At 67.9% G+C, this 17,426-nt stretch carries 17 protein-coding genes and 4 pseudogenes; 7 read left to right on the top strand and 14 right to left on the bottom strand.

Going from position 1 to position 17,426, the window contains the following annotated elements; genetic code table 11:
* Positions 1 to 2: 2 nt before the first annotated feature.
* The 5 genes and pseudogenes from ACZZ93_RS17530 to murI form a co-directional block, all read right to left on the bottom strand.
* Positions 3 to 923 carry a cation diffusion facilitator family transporter gene (locus ACZZ93_RS17530; RefSeq protein ID WP_463511660.1) on the bottom strand — a complete coding sequence of 307 codons (921 nt, stop codon included), beginning with the start codon at positions 921 to 923 and terminating at the stop codon, positions 3 to 5.
* An 86-nt stretch (positions 924 to 1,009) separates the two neighbouring features.
* The gene (locus ACZZ93_RS17525; protein WP_463511659.1) at positions 1,010 to 1,585 is read right to left on the bottom strand and encodes a dihydrofolate reductase family protein; all 576 of its coding nucleotides are present in this window, start codon (positions 1,583 to 1,585) and stop codon (positions 1,010 to 1,012) included.
* 56 nt (positions 1,586 to 1,641) lie between these two features.
* A complete protein-coding gene (gene rdgB, locus ACZZ93_RS17520; RefSeq protein ID WP_463511658.1) occupies positions 1,642 to 2,235 on the bottom strand; it encodes an RdgB/HAM1 family non-canonical purine NTP pyrophosphatase in 594 nt (197 codons plus the stop codon).
* Positions 2,235 to 2,969, bottom strand: a complete 735-nt coding sequence (gene rph, locus ACZZ93_RS17515) for a ribonuclease PH (protein WP_042536503.1) — start codon at positions 2,967 to 2,969, stop codon at positions 2,235 to 2,237. Before rph ends, rdgB begins: the two co-directional genes overlap by 1 nt.
* A 45-nt stretch (positions 2,970 to 3,014) precedes the next feature.
* Positions 3,015 to 3,847: pseudogene (gene murI, locus ACZZ93_RS17510) on the bottom strand (glutamate racemase).
* A 75-nt stretch (positions 3,848 to 3,922) separates the two neighbouring features.
* Between murI and ACZZ93_RS17505 the strand changes: the two are divergent.
* Positions 3,923 to 5,248 carry a nicotinate phosphoribosyltransferase gene (locus tag ACZZ93_RS17505; RefSeq protein ID WP_285364258.1) on the top strand — a complete coding sequence of 442 codons (1,326 nt, stop codon included), beginning with the start codon at positions 3,923 to 3,925 and terminating at the stop codon, positions 5,246 to 5,248.
* A gap of 20 nt (positions 5,249 to 5,268) precedes the next feature.
* Here ACZZ93_RS17505 and ACZZ93_RS17500 read toward each other — a convergent pair whose 3' ends face one another.
* The 4 genes and pseudogenes from ACZZ93_RS17500 to ACZZ93_RS17485 all read right to left on the bottom strand — a co-directional run.
* Entirely contained in the window at positions 5,269 to 5,535 is a 267-nt protein-coding gene (locus tag ACZZ93_RS17500) for a DUF3039 domain-containing protein (RefSeq protein ID WP_053096965.1), read from the bottom strand.
* A gap of 40 nt (positions 5,536 to 5,575) precedes the next feature.
* Positions 5,576 to 7,141, bottom strand: a complete 1,566-nt coding sequence (locus ACZZ93_RS17495; protein WP_463511657.1) for a hypothetical protein — start codon at positions 7,139 to 7,141, stop codon at positions 5,576 to 5,578.
* Positions 7,117 to 7,242 carry a hypothetical protein gene (locus ACZZ93_RS17490; protein ID WP_463511656.1) on the bottom strand — a complete coding sequence of 42 codons (126 nt, stop codon included), beginning with the start codon at positions 7,240 to 7,242 and terminating at the stop codon, positions 7,117 to 7,119. The genes ACZZ93_RS17495 and ACZZ93_RS17490 overlap by 25 nt, the downstream gene beginning before the upstream one ends.
* A gap of 206 nt (positions 7,243 to 7,448) precedes the next feature.
* Positions 7,449 to 7,799 (bottom strand): annotated as a pseudogene (locus ACZZ93_RS17485) (ATP-binding cassette domain-containing protein); the annotation flags it as partial.
* Between the two features lie 64 nt (positions 7,800 to 7,863).
* On the opposite strand from ACZZ93_RS17485, the gene ACZZ93_RS17480 reads away from it, so the two are divergent.
* The 6 genes and pseudogenes from ACZZ93_RS17480 to ACZZ93_RS17455 all read left to right on the top strand — a co-directional run bounded on the left by ACZZ93_RS17480 (position 7,864) and on the right by ACZZ93_RS17455 (position 12,810).
* Positions 7,864 to 8,205 carry a hypothetical protein gene (locus ACZZ93_RS17480; protein WP_463511655.1) on the top strand — a complete coding sequence of 114 codons (342 nt, stop codon included), beginning with the start codon at positions 7,864 to 7,866 and terminating at the stop codon, positions 8,203 to 8,205.
* An 81-nt stretch (positions 8,206 to 8,286) separates the two neighbouring features.
* Complete coding sequence (locus ACZZ93_RS17475) at positions 8,287 to 8,853, top strand: hypothetical protein (protein ID WP_463511654.1); 567 nt, start codon at positions 8,287 to 8,289, stop codon at positions 8,851 to 8,853.
* A 282-nt stretch (positions 8,854 to 9,135) separates the two neighbouring features.
* Positions 9,136 to 9,828 carry a phosphocholine cytidylyltransferase family protein gene (locus ACZZ93_RS17470; protein WP_053096968.1) on the top strand — a complete coding sequence of 231 codons (693 nt, stop codon included), beginning with the start codon at positions 9,136 to 9,138 and terminating at the stop codon, positions 9,826 to 9,828.
* 80 nt (positions 9,829 to 9,908) lie between these two features.
* Positions 9,909 to 10,882, top strand: a pseudogene (locus tag ACZZ93_RS17465) (hypothetical protein).
* 108 nt (positions 10,883 to 10,990) lie between these two features.
* Positions 10,991 to 12,580, top strand: coding sequence for an acyl-CoA carboxylase subunit beta (locus ACZZ93_RS17460; protein WP_372984169.1), 1,590 nt, complete (start codon positions 10,991 to 10,993; stop codon positions 12,578 to 12,580).
* On the top strand, positions 12,577 to 12,810 hold the full coding sequence (locus tag ACZZ93_RS17455; protein ID WP_400342067.1) for an acyl-CoA carboxylase subunit epsilon: 234 nt from the start codon (positions 12,577 to 12,579) through the stop codon (positions 12,808 to 12,810). Before ACZZ93_RS17460 ends, ACZZ93_RS17455 begins: the two co-directional genes overlap by 4 nt.
* 197 nt (positions 12,811 to 13,007) lie before the next feature.
* Here the strand turns inward: ACZZ93_RS17455 and ACZZ93_RS17450 are convergent, their stop codons facing one another.
* The 5 genes and pseudogenes from ACZZ93_RS17450 to ACZZ93_RS17430 all read right to left on the bottom strand — a co-directional run bounded on the left by ACZZ93_RS17450 (position 13,008) and on the right by ACZZ93_RS17430 (position 17,392).
* Positions 13,008 to 13,718 carry an ROK family protein gene (locus ACZZ93_RS17450; RefSeq protein WP_463511653.1) on the bottom strand — a complete coding sequence of 237 codons (711 nt, stop codon included), beginning with the start codon at positions 13,716 to 13,718 and terminating at the stop codon, positions 13,008 to 13,010.
* Positions 13,719 to 14,113: 395 nt separating this feature from the next.
* A pseudogene (locus tag ACZZ93_RS17445) lies at positions 14,114 to 14,206 on the bottom strand (hypothetical protein); the annotation flags it as partial.
* A 297-nt stretch (positions 14,207 to 14,503) separates the two neighbouring features.
* Entirely contained in the window at positions 14,504 to 15,514 is a 1,011-nt protein-coding gene (locus tag ACZZ93_RS17440) for a hypothetical protein (RefSeq protein ID WP_053096976.1), read from the bottom strand.
* Positions 15,511 to 16,680 (bottom strand): sensor histidine kinase, encoded by a 1,170-nt coding sequence (locus ACZZ93_RS17435; RefSeq protein ID WP_463511652.1) that lies wholly within the window; start codon positions 16,678 to 16,680, stop codon positions 15,511 to 15,513. Before ACZZ93_RS17435 ends, ACZZ93_RS17440 begins: the two co-directional genes overlap by 4 nt.
* A 49-nt stretch (positions 16,681 to 16,729) precedes the next feature.
* Positions 16,730 to 17,392 carry a response regulator transcription factor gene (locus ACZZ93_RS17430; protein ID WP_053096978.1) on the bottom strand — a complete coding sequence of 221 codons (663 nt, stop codon included), beginning with the start codon at positions 17,390 to 17,392 and terminating at the stop codon, positions 16,730 to 16,732.
* Positions 17,393 to 17,426 lie beyond the last annotated feature (34 nt).

Raw genomic sequence — 17,426 nt, 5'->3', positions numbered from 1 at the left:
CGTCAGGCGTGGTGCAGTTGGCAGTCGGACTGCTCCGCGGGCTCGATCTGGAAGGTCGAGTGAGCGACGTCGAAGTGGTGCGACAGACACGACTGGAGGTCGCTCAGCAGCTTCGCCGAACGTCCATCGGCGAGGAGAGCCGGGTCGACGCTGACGTGCGCACTGAACACCGGAGCACCGCGAGTGAGCTGCCAGACGTGCACGTCATGCACGCCGACGACTCCGTCGTAGTCGAGGAGGTGCTGTCGGATCTCGCTGACCGCAGTGCCCTGGGGCGCTGATTCGGAGAGCACCGAGAACACCTCGCGGAGCAGCGCGATGGCTCGCGGGATGATGAGCACGGCGATCATGATCGACGCGAGCGCGTCGGCGGGCATCCATCCGGTCGTGACGATCACGATCGCTGCGATGATCACCATCGCCGACCCGATCAGGTCGCCCATCACCTCGAGGTAGGCGCCGCGGACGTTCATGCTGGTGCGCTGCGCGCGGCTCAGCAGCCACATCGAGATGGCGTTCGCGACAAGACCCACGACGGCGACGATGAGCATCAGCCCGCCGACCACCTCGGTCTCCCCCGGGTTGATCAGACGACCGATGGCCTCCACCCCCACCCACCCGGCGAGGAGGATCAGGATGATCGCGTTGATGAGCGCCCCGAACACCTCGGCGCGCTGGTATCCGAACGTACGGCGGTCGTCGGCAGGTCGGGCGGCGACGGCCGCCGCGATGAGCGCGATCACCAGAGCCGAGGCGTCTGTGAACATGTGAGCCGCATCCGCCAGCAGCGCGAGAGAACCGGTCAGCAGTGCACCCACGATCTGCACGACCATGATCGTCGCGGTCAGTGTCAGCGAGATCGCCAGAAGACGGCGATGGTTCGCGGAGCGGATGCCGCCCGCGGCGGGCGCATGATCGTGCATGTCTCCAGGCTAGACCGGCTCGCACACCCGCCGGCGGGTCTCAGCCCAGTCGGGAATGGTGATGATTCTCAGTAACCGCGGGGCCGTCAGCGCTGGCGAGAGTACTCGAGCACGACGCACCCGTTGTCGAACGAGCGCACCTGGTCGAGACGGAACTGGGTCGGGGCGAAGGGGTGGCTCGCCATCGGGATGCCGGACCCCGCGATCGTCGGGTACTTCTTGACGATGAGGCGATCGATCTCGTCGAGGAGCACCCCGGCGAGCCCGGCCCCACCCGCGAGGTAGATGCCGAGGCCGGGTTCCGCCTTGAGCGCGCGGACCCGCGCGACAGGATCGGTGCGCACGATCTCGACGTTGGCTTCGCCCGGATCGTCCAGCGAGCGACTGAACACGACGGTCCGCAACTGCGAGTACGGGTCTGTGACGCCGACCTGCAGTGCGGGTTCGTAGGTCCGACGCCCCATCACGACGGTGTCGAAGCGGGTGACCGCTGCGCTTGCGCCGCCCCGCGCCGCGCGCACATGCGCAGGCTGGATGTCGGGGAGTTCCGTGCCGAGAGCGTCGGCGAACGCAGCGGTCACGGGGAAGAAATCGACCTCGTCGTCCGGGCCGGCGATGAATCCGTCGAGCGTGACGCCGACGTAGTAGGTGAGTTCTCGCATGTCGTCAGAGTAACCACTACGCATGAAGTACGTCAACCGTAGTGAATACCGCCGACTCAGAGAGCGGCGAGCAACGGCAGCAGTTCCGCGAACGCGCGCGCACGGTGCGACTGCGCCTGCTTCTCGCCGGCAGTGAAATCGCCGACCGTGCGCTCCGCCCCCTCGGGCTGTCCGTCCGGGACGAAGATGGGGTCGTAACCGAATCCGCCGCCTCCGGATGCTTCGCGCGCGAGACGTCCCGGCCAGTTCCCGACGACCACGTGCTCGGCTCCGTCCGGAGTCACGAGCGCGATCGTCGAGTTGAAGTGAGCAGCGCGGTGAGGATCCGCGATGTCGCGCAGCTGGTCGAGCAGCAGCTCGAGGTTCGCCGCGGGGTCCTTCTTCTGCCCCGCCCAATAGGCCGAGAAGACACCGGGCGACCCGCCCAGCACGTCGACGCAGATGCCGGAGTCGTCGGCGAGCGCCGCGAGTCCCGTGTGCGCCGACGCGGCGTGAGCCTTGATCAGCGCGTTCTCCGCGAACGTGACGCCGTCCTCGACGGGCTCCGGTCCGTCATACGCGATGATCTCGAGATCAGGGCGAGCGGATGCCACGATCTGTTGGAACTCCGCGACCTTGTGCGGATTGTGCGTGGCGAGGACGACCTTCATCAGCCCGCGAGCGCCTTCAGCTGGTGATCCTTCAGGTCGGCGCAGCCCGCGACGCCCAGGTCGAGCAGGGCGTCGAGCTCGCGCTTGTCGAACGGCGCTCCTTCAGCCGTGCCCTGCACCTCGACGAAGAGCCCGCGGCCCGTGACCACGATGTTCATGTCGGTCTCGGCGCGGACGTCCTCGACATATGCCAGATCCAGCATGGGCTCGCCGTCGATGATCCCGACCGAGATCGCAGCCACGGAGTCGAGCAACGGCGTCGCGTTCTTGCCGATGAACTTCTTCTCGCGTCCCCACTCGATCGCATCTGCGAGGGCGACGTACGCTCCGGTGATCGCGGCGGTGCGGGTGCCTCCGTCGGCCTGCAGCACGTCGCAGTCGATCACGATCGTGTTCTCACCCAGCGCCTTGGTGTCGACCACTGCGCGCAGAGCACGGCCGATCAGCCGCGAGATCTCGTGCGTGCGCCCGCCGATGCGCCCCTTGACGCTCTCCCGGTCGTTGCGGCTGTTGGTCGCACGGGGCAGCATCGAGTACTCCGCCGTCACCCACCCCTTGCCCTTGCCGGTCAGCCAGCGAGGAACGCCATTCGTGAATGATGCCGTGCACAGCACCTTGGTTCCGCCGAAGCTGATCAGAGCCGAGCCCTCGGCGTGGCTGCTCCACCCGCGCTCGATCGTGATCTCGCGGAGCTGGTCGGTGGAACGGCCGTCGGCGCGGACGATGCTGGTCATGGGATTCCTTCGGTGGAGGCGGATGAAGCGGATGCTGCGGTCGGGCTACTGTCCGGGGACAGGCTCCGGAAGCGTGATGACACCGGTCTGCACGAGCTGCACGTCGCGCACCTCCCGGCCCATCAGGCGGTTGGCGAGGGCGGTGAACTCGGTCGTCGAGTCCCCCGTCGCCTCGTAGACGTACGTGGCCGTGGCGTCGGGAGACGCGAGAAGATCGCCTCGCACGAGCTGGCGATAGACATCCCCGGCGGTCTCGTCATCACTCGAGACGAGGGTCACCCCTCCCCCATCACGTAGCTGATCGCGCCACGCAGGAAGGGGTAATGGGTGCAGCCGAGAACGAGTGTGTCGACATCCGCCTCGCGGAGCGGCGCGAGGTACTCCTCGGCGGTGGCGAGCACTTCAGGCGTGCCGGTGATGCCCCCCTCGACGAACTCGACGAAGCGCGGGCACGCCGCGGTGAAGACCTCGAGCCGTTCGTTCACCTCGAGCATGTCCTGGTAGGCGCGGGAGCCGATCGTCCCCACGGTGCCGATGACCCCGACGCGGCCGTTGCGAGTCGTCGACACGGCTCGTCGCACTGCCGGGCCGATCACCTCGACGACCGGAATGTCGTAGCGCTCTCTGGCGTCGCGCAGCATGGCCGCCGATGCCGTGTTGCAGGCGATCACGAGCATCTTGACGCCCTGGTCGACCAGGGAATCGAGTACTTCGAGGCTGTAGCGCCGCACGTCCGCGATCGGCTTGGGGCCATAGGGCGAGTGAGCGGTGTCGCCGATGTAGACGAACGATTCCCGGGGCAGCTGGGCTCGGATGGCCCGGGCCACCGTGAGTCCGCCGACACCGGAGTCGAAGATTCCGATCGGGGCGTCGTTCATGACTACCCAGCCTACCCGCGTGCGGCGCGCGTCACGCTCAGCGACCCGGACGGCTCCCCTCACTAAGCTGAGCGGATGACGACGTCCACGGCGCTTCTGACCGATCGTTACGAACTGACCATGCTCGCCGCCGCACTGCGCGACGGCACCGCATCACGGCCGAGCGTGTTCGAACTGTTCTCACGCAGGTTGTCGGGAGGACGACGTTTCGGAGTCGTCGCCGGTACCGGTCGGCTCCTCACGCTGCTGCGACAGTTCCGCTTCGAGGATGACGAACTGCGATTCCTGCGTGACAACCAGGTGGTGGATGCCGAGTCCCTGACCTACCTCGAGAACTACCGCTTCACCGGCTCCATCCGTGGCTACCGCGAGGGCGAGCTGTACTTCCCCGGCTCCCCCATCCTCACGGTCGAGGGCAGCTTCGCCGACGCTGTCGTGCTCGAGACCCTGGCTCTCAGCGTGCTCAACCACGACTCCGCCGTCGCCACCGCCGCCTCCCGCATGAGCATCGCGGCGGGCGAGCGTCCGCTGGCCGAGATGGGCTCTCGGCGTGCCGCAGAGCAGTCCGCCGTCGCAGCCGCGCGCGCGGCCTACATCGCCGGTTTCCGGGCCACGAGCAACCTCGAGGCCGGACGACGCTGGGGTATCCCCACCATGGGCACGGCCGCGCACTCCTGGACCCTGCTGCACGAGACCGAAGAGGAGGCGTTCCGCTCGCAGATCGACTCTCTGGGAACCGACACCACCCTGCTCGTCGACACCTACGACATCCGCGCCGGGGTCGAGACGGCCATCCGCGTCGCAGGTACGGGACTCGGCGGCGTGCGGATCGACTCGGGTGACCTGCCGATCGTCGCCGCCGAGGTGCGGGCGCAGCTCGACGAGCTCGGTGCGACCGGGACACGCATCACGGTCACGAGCGATCTCGACGAGTATGCGATCGCCGCGCTGGCCGCGTCGCCCGTCGACGCTTACGGCGTGGGCACGTCGGTGGTCACGGGTTCCGGATACCCCACCGCGAGCATGGTCTACAAGCTCGTGGCGCGGCAGGACTCGGACGGCGCATGGATCGGCGTCGCGAAGGCGTCGACCGACAAGGCATCTCACGGCGGGCGCAAAGCAGCGTTCCGCACCCTCGTCGACGGGGTGGCGGAGGCAGAGACCGTCGTCGTCTCCGACGGATTCGAGGAACTCGACACCCCGGCCGAACATTCGGACGGGCGGGCGCTGCAGACGACCTTCGTCGAGAACGGCGAGATCGACGACTCGTTCGAAGGACCCGAGGGAACGGCCTCCGCCCGAGCGCACCATCTGCGGGTGCGGGAGGAGCTTCCGGTCAGAGCGCTCGCCCTGAGCAAGTCCGACCCGGCGATCCCCACCGTCTACGTCGACGCGAGCTGACGCGGCGGAGGCGGTTCAGCTCAGCCGACCATCGATTCGTAGATCTCCTTGCACGTGGGGCAGATCGGGAACTTCTCCGGATCACGGCCCGGCGTCCACTTCTTGCCGCACAGCGCACGCACCGGCTTGCCGGTGATCGCCGATTCGAGGATCTTGTCCTTCTTGACGTAATGAGAGAAGCGCTCGTGGTCGCCCGGCTCGACATTCTCCTCGCGGAGGAGTTCTTCCAGTTCGCGATCAAGCGTTGCCACGCCGCCCTGATCGGGGCTGTCCAGCGGAGTACTCATGCCGAGAGTCTAGCCTCGGACGCACCCGGTTGGGCGGTCGTCACGCGGTCTCGACGAACTCCATCAGTCGCTCGCCCTCATGCTCGAAGATCCGCCCGCCGACGCCGACACCGATCGCGAAGAGCGCCACCCCTGTCGCGAGTCCGGCCCAGAACGTCGCGGGGGCGAACTGCGATCCCTCGAGCATCGTGAGCACGAGCAGCCAGATGGTCGGCACGCTCACGAGGATCGCTCCGAGGAATGCCGCAGCAGGACCGTACGCGCCACGCGACGTCGGCCGCTGAGGCTGCTGGAACGGGCTGTCTCCGGGACGCGACACGGCGTACGGCGCGATCACAGAGACGATGCTCGAGAAGCCGAGCGCCGACAGCAGCAGGCTGGCCCCGAGGCCGGTGAGGGGCAGAAGGAGACGCCAATCATCGATCCAGAGCATCGTGAGAGGCACAGCGATCGCGAGCACGGGAACGGCCACGAGCATCACCGGGACGAGTCGGCCCAGACGATCGGGGATGCCGCGCACGCCGCTCGCCACGTGCGTCCACAGTGCGGTGGAGTCGTAGGCGACATCGTTGTGCGGCAGCCAGCCGAAGAACAGGGCCATCACCGGAACGGGCACGAGAGCGGCGATCTCGAGCGGCACGCCCGCGACGAGGAGTGGCAGGACGGACAGCACGCCGGCGATCGGGACCACGATGAGATTCATGATGTAGCGGCGGTCACGCAGCCAGTAGACGAGGCTGCGAGACGCGATCGCACCGAAGGCGTTCGACGGAAGCAGGCCGAACCAGCCGAGACCGGAGCGCTCGCGAGAGGCCACAGGACGCTCGGTCGTGGTGAGCAGTCTGCGAACCAGCCACGACCACACCGCCCAGAGCACCACCGCGGTGAGGAGGGCCACGATCCCGCTGATCCAGTTGCCGGCATCGTCATCCGTCGCGAACGAGAACAGGAACCTCGACGATGCGGCGAAAGGGGTGAACCCGATCGTCGCCGTCAGTGCCCCCACTGCGGCGGGGACCTGCCCGTCCCACTTGAGCGAGGCGAGGAACACGGCCACGGGGAATGCGATCACGATCACGGCCAGCGCGAAGAGGGCGGTGAGCTCGCGCGATCGACGCTCCGGTAGCAGCAGCGCGTTCACCGCCATGCCGATACGCGCCGCAAGCACCGTCGAGAACAGGCAGACGACGCTCATCAGCACCGCGATGAACCACAGCGCTCCGAGCCTGATCGCCACGATGCACACGCTGATGTTCACAGCGATGAGAGCCAGGCTGGGAACGCTGACCAGTGAGGCGAGCGCGAGGATCCATGGCATCTGCCGCTCGTCGACCCCGAACACGGCGAATCTGCGGGGATCGAGCTGATCCACGGCACCCACGAGGATGGGACCCACCAGGAATCCCAGGAGCAGTGCCGCGCTGCCGAGGACGATGACCGTGCGCGCGACAGCCACGGGTGCGTCGTCGAGGCTGAGGATCGCCGCGCAGACCACACCCGTGAGAATCGCCACGACGGCGAGCATGACGAGCGTCCGCACCCGACGTTCGCCGCGGAGCGATCCGATCAGGAGCGCGGCCCTCAGTCGGAGAACGTGTGCAGCCACTCGAGCCCCTCCACCTCGCCGATGCCACCGGACAGCTCGACGAACCGCGCTTCGAGCGTCTGGCCTGCGCGGACCTCGTCGATGGTGCCCTCGGCGAGCACTTCTCCCCGACGATGATCGCGACGCGCGAGCAGACCCGCTCGACGAGATCCATCCCGTGACTCGAGAGCACCACCGTTCCGCCGTGCGCGACATAGGCGCGCAGAATGTCGAGGATGACCGCGGAGGACACCGGATCGACGGCCTCGAACGGCTCATCGAGCACCAGGACCCTCGGCGAGTGGATCATGGCGCCCGCGAGCATGATCTTCTTGGTCATACCGGCCGAATAGTCGGAGACGACGCGATTGAGCGCCTCTCCGAGATCGAACGCGCGCGCGAGATCGGCGACGCGCTTCTCGATGACCGCCGAGGCGAGCCCCCGCAGGAGCCCGTAGTAGTAGAGCAGCTGCCGCCCGGTGAGTCGATCGAACGTGCGGAGCCGGTCGGGCAGCACACCCATCATGCGTTTCGCGGCAAGAGGCTTCGCCGACTGATCGATGCCGCAGATCACGATGTCGCCTGCATCGGCGCGCAGCAGCCCGGCGACGATGGACAGGGTCGTCGTCTTGCCGGCGCCGTTGGGACCGACGATGCCGTAGAACGAACCTGCAGGCACCGTCAGGTCGATGCCGTTGACCGCAGTGTGATCCCCGAAGTTCTTGACGAGGCCTCGGATGCGGATGGCCTCCGCACCGGACGCCGCCTCGACTCCGGTGACAGCCTCCTCGGTCGCGTCCGCATCGGACACCGGCTCGGAGACCTCGGATGTCGTGCTCTCGTCGGCGGATGCCGATTCTGCAGACGCGGTGGCGTCGGCGACGTCCGCCGTCGCGTCGTCGACCGGCGTGGCGTCGTCGTCCGCCGTCGCGTCGTCGACCGGCGTGGCGTCGTCGACCGGCGTGGCGTCGTCGACCGGCGTCGCGTCGACAACCGGTGCGGCGTCGTTCATAGGGGTCTCCTCCGCCGGAGCGGGCAGATCTGTCTTCGCCCCCTCGGCTGCAGCCTCAGGCTCGTCTCCCTGAACGTGGGCAGGAGCCGGCATCTCGATCTCGATCGCCGCTTCGCTCTCGACCTGAGCGTCCGCCTCGGCCTCGGCCTCGGCCTTGGCCCTGGCCGCAGCAGCCTTCGCGGCAGCTGTCTTCGCCGCAGCGGACTTCGCGGCCGCGGCCTTGGCCGCCGTGGTCTTCGCCGCGGAAGTGCGTGCTGCGGACTTCGCCGACGCGCTCTTCTCCACCGCAGCCTTGGCGGCGACCGTCTTCGCCGCGGCCGCCCTGGCGGCCGGAGTGGATCCCTGCGCGGCTGAGGTCTTCGCAGCAGCGGTCTTCGCCGCAGCCGTCTTCGCGGCGGTGGTCCTCGCAGCGGTGGTCTTGGCAGCGGCGGATCGCGCCGATGACGTCTTCGCCCCAGCCGCGCGGGCGGTCGTGTCGCGGGTCGCGTTCTTGGCGGCAGTCGTGCGAGCGGCGGTGGTCTTCTTCGATGCCGCCGATCGCGGAGCGCCGCTCTCGGTGGTCCGGTCGATCTTCAGCGCCGGTTCGGCGACCACCTCGACGGTGACCGCGGCCTTGTCCGCCGCAGCTTTGGAGGGAACGCGCGCTCCACCCGTCTTCTTGGCAGGCGTCGCGCGAGCGGAAGTCTTCTTCGGGGCGGCGGGCGTGGCGTCGACCGCCTGAGCAGCGGGATCGTCGGGGAAGAAGCAGTCACCGTCCTACGGTATCAACGGGGGCAGGATTTCTTCGGGTCACCGCAACATTTCGCCGACCTGGTGAACCCGTTGGACATTTCACTCCGGATCTGGACGAATCTGAGTGTTGGGTGTGTACTGGATCACGAATTGGCCACAGCGATGTCAACCCCCGCGGGTTCTCAGGCGGGATCGCTAGCATGGCTCTCGGCACGAAGAAGTGTCCGGTCGGTGAACCGACCATGAACACATACTTCATTTAGGAGCACTCGTGACTCTTCAGACCGTCATCCTCGCAGCAGGCATGGGCTCACGCCTCGGCCGCGCGCTGCCGAAGCCGCTCACGGAGTTGAGCGACGGCCGCACGATCATGCGCCAGCAGCACGACAACATCCGCGCCGCCTTCGGATCGGACGCCCGCATCACCGCCGTCGTCGGGTACCGCGCAGAGACCATCATCGAGGCGTTCCCGAACGTCAATTACGTGCACAACGAGCGCTACGACGAGACCAACACGTCGAAGAGCCTGTTGCGCGCTCTCGGCGCCACCGGCAAGTCGGGCGTGCTCTGGATGAACGGCGACGTGGTGTTCGACCCGATGATCCTGGGCCGCGCTGCGGCCTACATCGAGCGCGACCAGTCCTTCGTCACGGTGAACACCTCCAAAGTCAGCGACGAGGAGGTGAAGTACACGGTCACGGCCGAGGGCTTCATCAATGAGCTGTCGAAGACCGTCAAGGGCGGTCTCGGTGAGGCTGTGGGCATCAACTACATCTCCTCCGCAGACAAGAAGGCGTTCATGCGCCAATTGCAGCGCGTCGAAGACCAGGACTACTTCGAGCGCGGCCTCGAGCTCGCGATCGCCGAAGACGGCCTGCTCCTCGAGCCGATGGACGTCTCCGATCTCTACGCGGTCGAGGTCGACTTCGCCGAGGACCTCGAGCGGGCGAACCTGTTCGTCTGATCGCCTTCCACGAAAGCCCGGCCCCGTCAAGGGAGCCGGGCTTTCGGCTTTTTCGCGGCCTGGCTTCCTAGGATCGATCCATGGCCCCCAAGGTGCACAAGATCCACTCCCTCCCCGACGACGCCGCGTGGGACAGGGGGTGCCGCCCGTCGGCTCGGCCGAGCATCCGCTGATGGTCCGCGGGCTGGACCGCGTTCTCGCAATCCAGCGCCCGCTCGTGCTGGCGCACATCCGCAGCATCCGCCTGCGCAACCCGCACGCTTCGCCCGAGCAGATCATCCGCATCCTCGAGCGGCGCTATCTCGCGGCGGTGACCACGGGCGGCGCGGCGGTCGGAGCGACCGCCGTCGTGCCGGGGATCGGCACCGGCATCACGCTCGCCCTCTCCGGAGTCGAGACGGTGGGCTTCGTCGAATCGACGGCGCTCTTCGCGCAGTCCGTCGCAGAGGTCCATGGCATCGCGGTGTCGAACCCCGACCGGGCTCGCGCGCTGGTGATGACCCTCATGCTCGGCAAGGAGGGCGTGGCCCTCGTCGGACAGCTGGCAGGCGAGGCCACCGGCCGCGGCGGCTCGAGGTCGTCGTACTGGGGCGAGATGGTGACGAAGTCGTTGCCGCGCGCTGCCGTCGGCCCCCTCGTGGATCGACTGAAGAGCATGTTCGTGAAGCAGTTCGCGGCGAAGGGCGGTGCCTCGTTCATCGGGAAGGCACTGCCGTTCGGCGTCGGCGCGGCCGTCGGAGGCGCGGGCAACCACATTCTCGGACGCCGCGTGCTGACGACGTCGCACCACGCATTCGGAGCGGCACCTCTGGACATGCCGCTCGAGCTGGAGCCCGTCGCCGGCGCAGAGAAGATGGAGCTGCGAATGCTGCACGGTGCCCAGTTCGTCGGGGGCGCCGTGGCCGGAGCGGCCGGATCGGCGGTCCGCGGCGTCGGCTGGGCGGGACGCAAGATCGCGTCGGTCGGACGTGGCCGCAACAAGGACGTCGGCGAGATCGAGCAGGCCGGCACCCACGACCTGCCGGGCACGCTCGGTGCCGAACACCGCGAGTGACGGCCGCCCTCGGGACACGCGGGGTTCACGAGAGCCGCCAAAGGATCTGACGACCCGTTGTAGCGAGCATCCAACGGACGGGGCCACCGCGACGATAGGGTGGAATCCGTGACGGACAAGCCCGAACTCTCGACCACCGCCGGCAGAATCGCAGACCTCCGCGCTCGCTACAACGAAGCCGTTGTCGACGCCGAGAAGGTCGCGCAGGAGAAGCAGCACGCCAAGGGCAAGATGACCGCCCGCGAGCGCATCGAACTGCTCGTCGACCCCGGAAGCTTCGTCGAGTTCGACGAGTACGTGCGCCATCGCACCACCGCGTTCGGCATGGATCGCAACCGGCCCTACGGCGATTCCGTCGTGACGGGTGTGGGCACGATCCACGGCCGCACGGTCGCGGTGTACTCGCAGGACTTCACCACGTTCGGCGGATCTCTCGGCGAGGTCTCCGGCGACAAGATCATCAAGATCATGGAGTTCGCGCTGTCGGGCGGTATGCCGATCATCGGCATCCTCGACTCCGGCGGAGCCCGGATCCAGGAGGGCGTGCTCGCCCTCAGCAAGTACGGCGAGATCTTCCGCCTGAACACTCGGTCGTCGGGGGTCATCCCGCAGATCTCGATCATCATGGGCCCGGCCGCCGGTGGAGCCGTCTACGGCCCCGCTCTGACGGACTTCGTGATCATGGTCGACAAGACCAGCCAGATGTTCGTGACCGGTCCGGACGTCATCAAGACGGTCACCGGCGAGGACGTCGGCATGGAGGAGCTCGGAGGAGCCCTCACGCACAACACTCGCTCGGGTGTCGCGCACTACCTCGCCGAGGACGAGGACGACGCGATCGACTACGCCCGCACGCTCCTCGGCTTCCTCCCCGACAACAACATGGCGGAGATCCCCGCGTACGAGAGCGGCTTCGAGTGGGAGACCACGGATGCCGATCGCTCTCTGAACACGATCATCCCCGACTCCCCCAATCAGCCGTACGACATCCACACGGTCATCGAGCACGTCGTCGACGCGGGAGACTTCATCGAGGTCCAGCCGCTTTTCGCGCCGAACATCGTGATCGGCTTCGGCCGGGTCGAAGGGCGCTCGGTCGGGATCATCGCCAACCAGCCGTCCCAGATGGCCGGAACGCTCAACATCGAGGCGGGTGAGAAGGCCAGCCGATTCGTGCGGTTCTGCGACGCGTTCTCGATCCCTATCGTCACGCTCGTCGACGTGCCCGGGTATCTCCCCGGTACCGATCAGGAGTGGACCGGCGTGATCCGCCGCGGCGCCAAGCTCATCTACGCCTACGCGGAAGCGACCGTGCCGCTGGTCACGGTCATCCTGCGCAAGGCCTACGGCGGCGCCTACATCGTGATGGGATCGAAGCAGCTGGGCGCCGATGTCAACCTCGCCTGGCCGACGGCGGAGATCGCCGTGATGGGCGGCCAGGGTGCGGTCAACATCCTCTACCGCGGCGAGATCAAGCGTGCCGAAGAGGCCGGCGAGGACGTCGCCGCCGTGCGCACGCGGCTCGCGAACGAGTACACCTACAGCGTGACCTCGCCGTTCCTCGCCGCCGAACGCGGCGAGATCGACGGCATCATCGAACCGGCGAACACCCGAGTCTCGATCGCCAAGGCGCTCCGAGCCCTCCGCGGGAAGCGCGCCGAGCTGCCCCCCAAGAAGCACGGGAACATCCCGCTGTGACCGAGCCCGCGACGTCGGACGAGCGCCAGCTCCCGACGATGGAGATCACCCGGGGCGTTGCGACCGAAGAGGAGCTCGCCGCTCTCATCGCCGTGGTGAGCGACGCCTACTCGCAGGAGGCGGCGGATGCCGTGGCCGAGGAGCCTCGCGTGTCGGCGTGGGCCCGCACCCAGCGACCGCTGCGACGCGGACTGCGACGAGACATCCCGTGGGGCCGCTTCGCGCGCTGACCCCCTCGCATCGGAGAGTCTGCGAGACCCGGAGCCCCCAGCTACCGGGCCACGCAGACGACCCTCCGATTGATGCGGGGCCGTCGCCCCTGGCACCTGTAAACCCCAGACGGCGCATCTCTTCGATAATACATCGACTGGAGTAATCACTGAGGGCGCTCCAACCGATATACCGGTATGCGAATTGATGGCGCCGTTCAATCCTCGAGGTAGAGGTCGGATGCTCGAGGCGTGAGCACCGCGTCGAGCACGACGCAGGCGGCTCCCACGGCACCGACATCCTCTCCCACCACCGCGCTGTCGACGCGCAAGGCCCGAACCGACCTCGTCGCACTGCGACGGTTCAACTGCTCCGGGATCTCGCGCAGATAGACCTCGGACAGAGGGGCGCAGAACGGCCCGCCGAGCACCACACGATCGACATCGAGGATGTTCGTGAGCACCGAGATCAGCACTGCGAGATGTTCGGCAGAGCGACGCAGAACGCCCAGCGCCCGGATCTCGCCCGCGGAAGCGAGCTCGCACAGACGGGCGAACCGCTCCTCCACTCCGCGCGCACCTCGGTCATCCGGCTCATCGCGGAACACCCCGGCCGCCTCCGCCTGCTCGACGATCGCCTGCGGGGTGCATACCACTTCGACGCATCCTCGCGAGCCGCACGCGCAGGGCGGCCCGTCTGGGTCGACCATGATGTGGCCGATCTCGCCGAAGTTGTGGGTGCTGCCTGTGACCACGACGCCCTCACGCGCTGCGGCGGCTCCGAGCCCCGTGCCGAGGTAGACGAACAGGAACGAGTCCTCGGCTGTCGCGGAGCCGGTCCACAGCTCCCCCACTGCGGCGGCAGTGGTGTCCTTCTCCAGCGTGACCTCGAAGCCCGTCGCTTCTGCGAGAACGGAACGCAGCGGCACCCGATGCCATCCGTCGAGCTTCGGGGGTCCACCACCGTGCCCTTCGCCGCGTCGAGCGGCCCGGGGGCAGCGACGCCGACCCCGGCGACGAGTGCGCGATCGATGCCGGCCTCGTCGACGAGGCCATCGATCGTCTGCGCCATCCTCTCGACGATGCGGTGCGGGTCGCGGTCCTGCGTGCGCACGACGCGTCGTGCGATCACCGCACCGGACATGTTCAGCAGCACGAAGGTGATCACCGACGGGTCGAGATGCACCCCGACCGAGAAACGACTCTCCGCGACCAGGCGCAGCGTGACTCGCGGCTTGCCGGGCCCGTTGATGGTCCGGCCTGCTTCGGTGATCAGCCCCTCGTCGAGAAGGCGACGGGTGATGTTCGTGATCGTCTGCGCCGAGAGGCCGGTCGCATCGACGAGCTCGATCCGGCTGAGTCCCTCTCCGGACCGGCGGATGGCCTCGAGGATGACGGACTGGTTGAAGTCACCCATGCGGGGGAGATTGGTTCCGCGACGCATTCCCATGCCTCATCATCTCGCACCGGCGTCGATCCCGTGTCCCCCAAAATACCTACAGACAACGACTTGACTAACCATGAGACTGAGTAAGACGCTTCGCGTTCGGCTGGTCTCTCTGTCCCAGGGTAGATAGACGCAGACCGGCCACCAGCGGACGGTTTTCGGGTAACTGGTCCGCATGGCGAGGGGCTGGCGGATTCGCCGCCCCTCGCCCACTCTGTCTGACCTCGACTCTGACCCCCTCCCCGGCCAGAGCCGAGGACAGGGGCCTCACTGGCGTGGAGCGTCTCTCGGGATCTCGTGCCACACGTCGACGGCATCGTCGTCGCTCTGCCCGCCGGCGCCGGCCCGGCCGACCACCGTCACGGCCGTGTGAGCATCCCTGGCCGCTCGGATGATCCACCGCTCCGCATCCGCATCGCGCAGCACCCGGGCGAGCTCGTCGCGGATCATCGCGCGTCGTCCCTCATCGACGTCGTCCAGGCCGCCCTCGTCGAAGACGGTGACGACGGCACCGCGGCGACGCGCGTCCTCGATCGCATCCCGCACCGCATCGTTGAGCAGATCGGCTCCCCGGAGCTCGTCGCGCAGGCGACCTTCCGCCAGACGCGCCTGCAGACGCTCCTCCTCGCTCAGCGCGCCACGCGATGCGACGGTGCGACTGAGCACCGGCCCCGCGACCGCCAGCGCGAACTGCGTGCGCAGACGACGTTCCTTCTGGCGCACCTGCTGGGTCGCGTGCCAGGCGGACACCGCCTGCTGGATGCCGGCGAGGCGCTCGGTGTCGCGGACGGCTCTGTCCCAGAAGATCACCAGGAGGTGAGCGATCGCGACCCACACGAGCGAGCCCACCAGGCCGAGGGACAGCGCCACGAAGACACCCAGATACACCGACGATGTGGCGACGAGGACGAGCACCACCAGCCAGCCGATCACGAAGCGGCGCCGGACGATGCACACCACGCCCATCAGACCGAGCGCACCGATGTACCAGGTGGCGAACGGCGCCGTGCGTGTCAGCGGATCGAGTGACAGCGTCACGAGAATCGGAATGAGGACGCTCGAGACCAGCGTCAGCAGCGCCGCCCAGAGCGGCATCCGCACCGAGATCGCCGAGTCCCAGAGGATCGCGACGTTGACGACGACGAGGTACAGCGCGATCGCCGCGACCATCAGCAGCGGCGCGGAGGGCTGCTCGATCCACCACACCCCTCTCGCAGCGAAGTACATCGCGAAGCCCACCGCGAGTGACGTCGCGACACTGCGCACCGTGCGATTCATGGCCGCTCCCAGCCCAGCGTCACGGTGGTGCCGCACTCTCTCGAATCGATCTCGGCGGTGCCCGCCACCCCGGCCATCCGTGCGAAGATCGACGCTCTGATCCCGAGGCGGTCGGCGCCGATCGCCCCGATATCGAATCCTGGGCCGGTGTCCGTGATCGTCACCGTGATCCCCTCGTCACCGCGGCCCTCGACGAGAATGTGCAGCCCGCGCCCACCCGCATGGGTGACCGCGTTGCCGAGCGCCTGTCTGGCGGCGAGCACGAGTGCTCTCGCGGCGCGCCCGGGGATCAGGCCGATCCCTCCCCGTTCCTCGACGATCGCATCCGCCCCGAGCTCGGACAGGGCACGACGGAGCTCGACGACGATCTGAGCGGCGCCCACCGGTTCGTCGCTGCCCTCCTGGGCCACCGCGGCCTCCGTGTTCGCCAGGCGGGTGAGAGCCTCCCGGGCCATCCCCACGGCGAGGTCCTGCGCCCGATCGCCTTCGGCCCGTTCCGCCGCGATCAGCGCTGCGAGGACGCTGTCGTGCATGAGCGCCGACATCGCCGCACGCTCCTCCTCGGCTGCGGCGGCTGCCGCTGCGCCCGCGTACGACGCGACGGCTCGGGCCCGGGCCTCATCGACACCCGCGGCGACCGAGCGGAACATCCATCCCAACGCGATGATGACGCATCCGAGGATCAGGGTGAACGACACGTCGAACGCCGTCGTCACCCAGAAGTCTCGCGAGAAATCGCCCTCGACGAGGCGGACATAGCCGTAGACGAACGGCAGGCACACCGCCCAGACGAACTGCAGCCACAGAGGGAAGGCGAGCATCGCAGCCACGACGCCCACGTTGACGAGGAAGAAGATCCACGGCTGGTCGGCGGCTCTGCCCACAGGGTCGACCAGACTCGGCCAGGCGGCGAGCGCGAGTGTGTACACGATGGCGAACGCGCCGGACGCGGTCCTGACGCCACGTCCGATGACGCACGCGACGAGCATGACGATCAGCGGCACGAAGACCACGAGCAGCATCGTGATGCGCGCGGCATCCGATCCCGTCGTCGTGACCCCCGCGATCAGTGCCTGTGCGCCGAGAACACCCGATCCGATCGCGACGACCGTGGCGAGGATGCGCTCCATGCGTTTGCCGGTGAAGCGCTCGAACTCGGTCTCCACGCTGCCGGGCGAAGGGATCTTGCTCCATGCCTCCCGGATGCTGAGCGGGTCAGCGGCCACTCGGCGCCCCGTCTGCGGCGACGATCCCATCCTCCATCGCTCGCCGCAGAAGGTCGACCTTCGTCGGGGCCGGTCGCCCGACCTCCACGTACTTGACCCGGATCCGGGTGATGTTCTCCTTGGCGGTCGAGTACGCGACGCCGAGGCGCTCGGCCACGGCCTTCAGCGGCAGGCCGGTGGCATACAGCCGGAGCACCTCCCGCTCGCGTGTCGACAGCTGGGCGTCCGCGAAATCGCGATCCCCGTCGACAGCGCTCGCCCACTCGACGTTGTTGAGCGCTTCGCCCTGCGCGACGGTGCGGATGGCGTCGAGCACGTCGTCCAGCGCAGAGGATTTGCTCACGACGCCGGCGGCACCGGCAGCGAGCGCCTCGCGCACAGCCGCCGGTCGATCGGCGACGCTGTGGATCACGACGCTCGCGCCGTCGGCGACGAGAGACCGGACGTTCTCGGTCACCGTGGTGCCGTCTCCCAGGGTGAGGTCGAGCACCACCACGTCGGCAGGCTGCGACGACGTCGTCGACCTCCACTCGAGGTAGGACACGACGGTGCTGCCGGAGAAGACGACGGTCTGCTCTCCGTCACGAGCGCACGCCGCCTCGAGACCGAGGCGGACGGATTCGTGATCGTCGATGAGTGCGACCCTGCTCATCCGCCCAGCCTACTGAGTACTCAGCCCCCGCAGA

Source organism: Microbacterium sp. AC026 (assembly GCF_979258475.1).
This window is presented reverse-complemented; position numbering and strand designations above follow the sequence as displayed.

Excerpts from the sequence above, each read along its gene's own strand:
- rph (WP_042536503.1), bottom strand. The coding sequence starts at position 2,969 with ATGACCAGCATCGTCCGCGCCGACGGCCGTTCCACCGACCAGCTCCGC.
- ACZZ93_RS17440 (WP_053096976.1), bottom strand. The coding sequence starts at position 15,514 with ATGAATCGCACGGTGCGCAGTGTCGCGACGTCACTCGCGGTGGGCTTC.
- ACZZ93_RS17505 (WP_285364258.1), top strand. The coding sequence starts at position 3,923 with ATGACGACGTCCACGGCGCTTCTGACCGATCGTTACGAACTGACCATG.
- ACZZ93_RS17480 (WP_463511655.1), top strand. The coding sequence starts at position 7,864 with ATGGCCTCCGCACCGGACGCCGCCTCGACTCCGGTGACAGCCTCCTCG.
- ACZZ93_RS17500 (WP_053096965.1), bottom strand. The coding sequence starts at position 5,535 with ATGAGTACTCCGCTGGACAGCCCCGATCAGGGCGGCGTGGCAACGCTT.
- ACZZ93_RS17530 (WP_463511660.1), bottom strand. The coding sequence starts at position 923 with ATGCACGATCATGCGCCCGCCGCGGGCGGCATCCGCTCCGCGAACCAT.
- ACZZ93_RS17525 (WP_463511659.1), bottom strand. The coding sequence starts at position 1,585 with ATGCGAGAACTCACCTACTACGTCGGCGTCACGCTCGACGGATTCATC.
- ACZZ93_RS17430 (WP_053096978.1), bottom strand. The coding sequence starts at position 17,392 with ATGAGCAGGGTCGCACTCATCGACGATCACGAATCCGTCCGCCTCGGT.
- rdgB (WP_463511658.1), bottom strand. The coding sequence starts at position 2,235 with ATGAAGGTCGTCCTCGCCACGCACAATCCGCACAAGGTCGCGGAGTTC.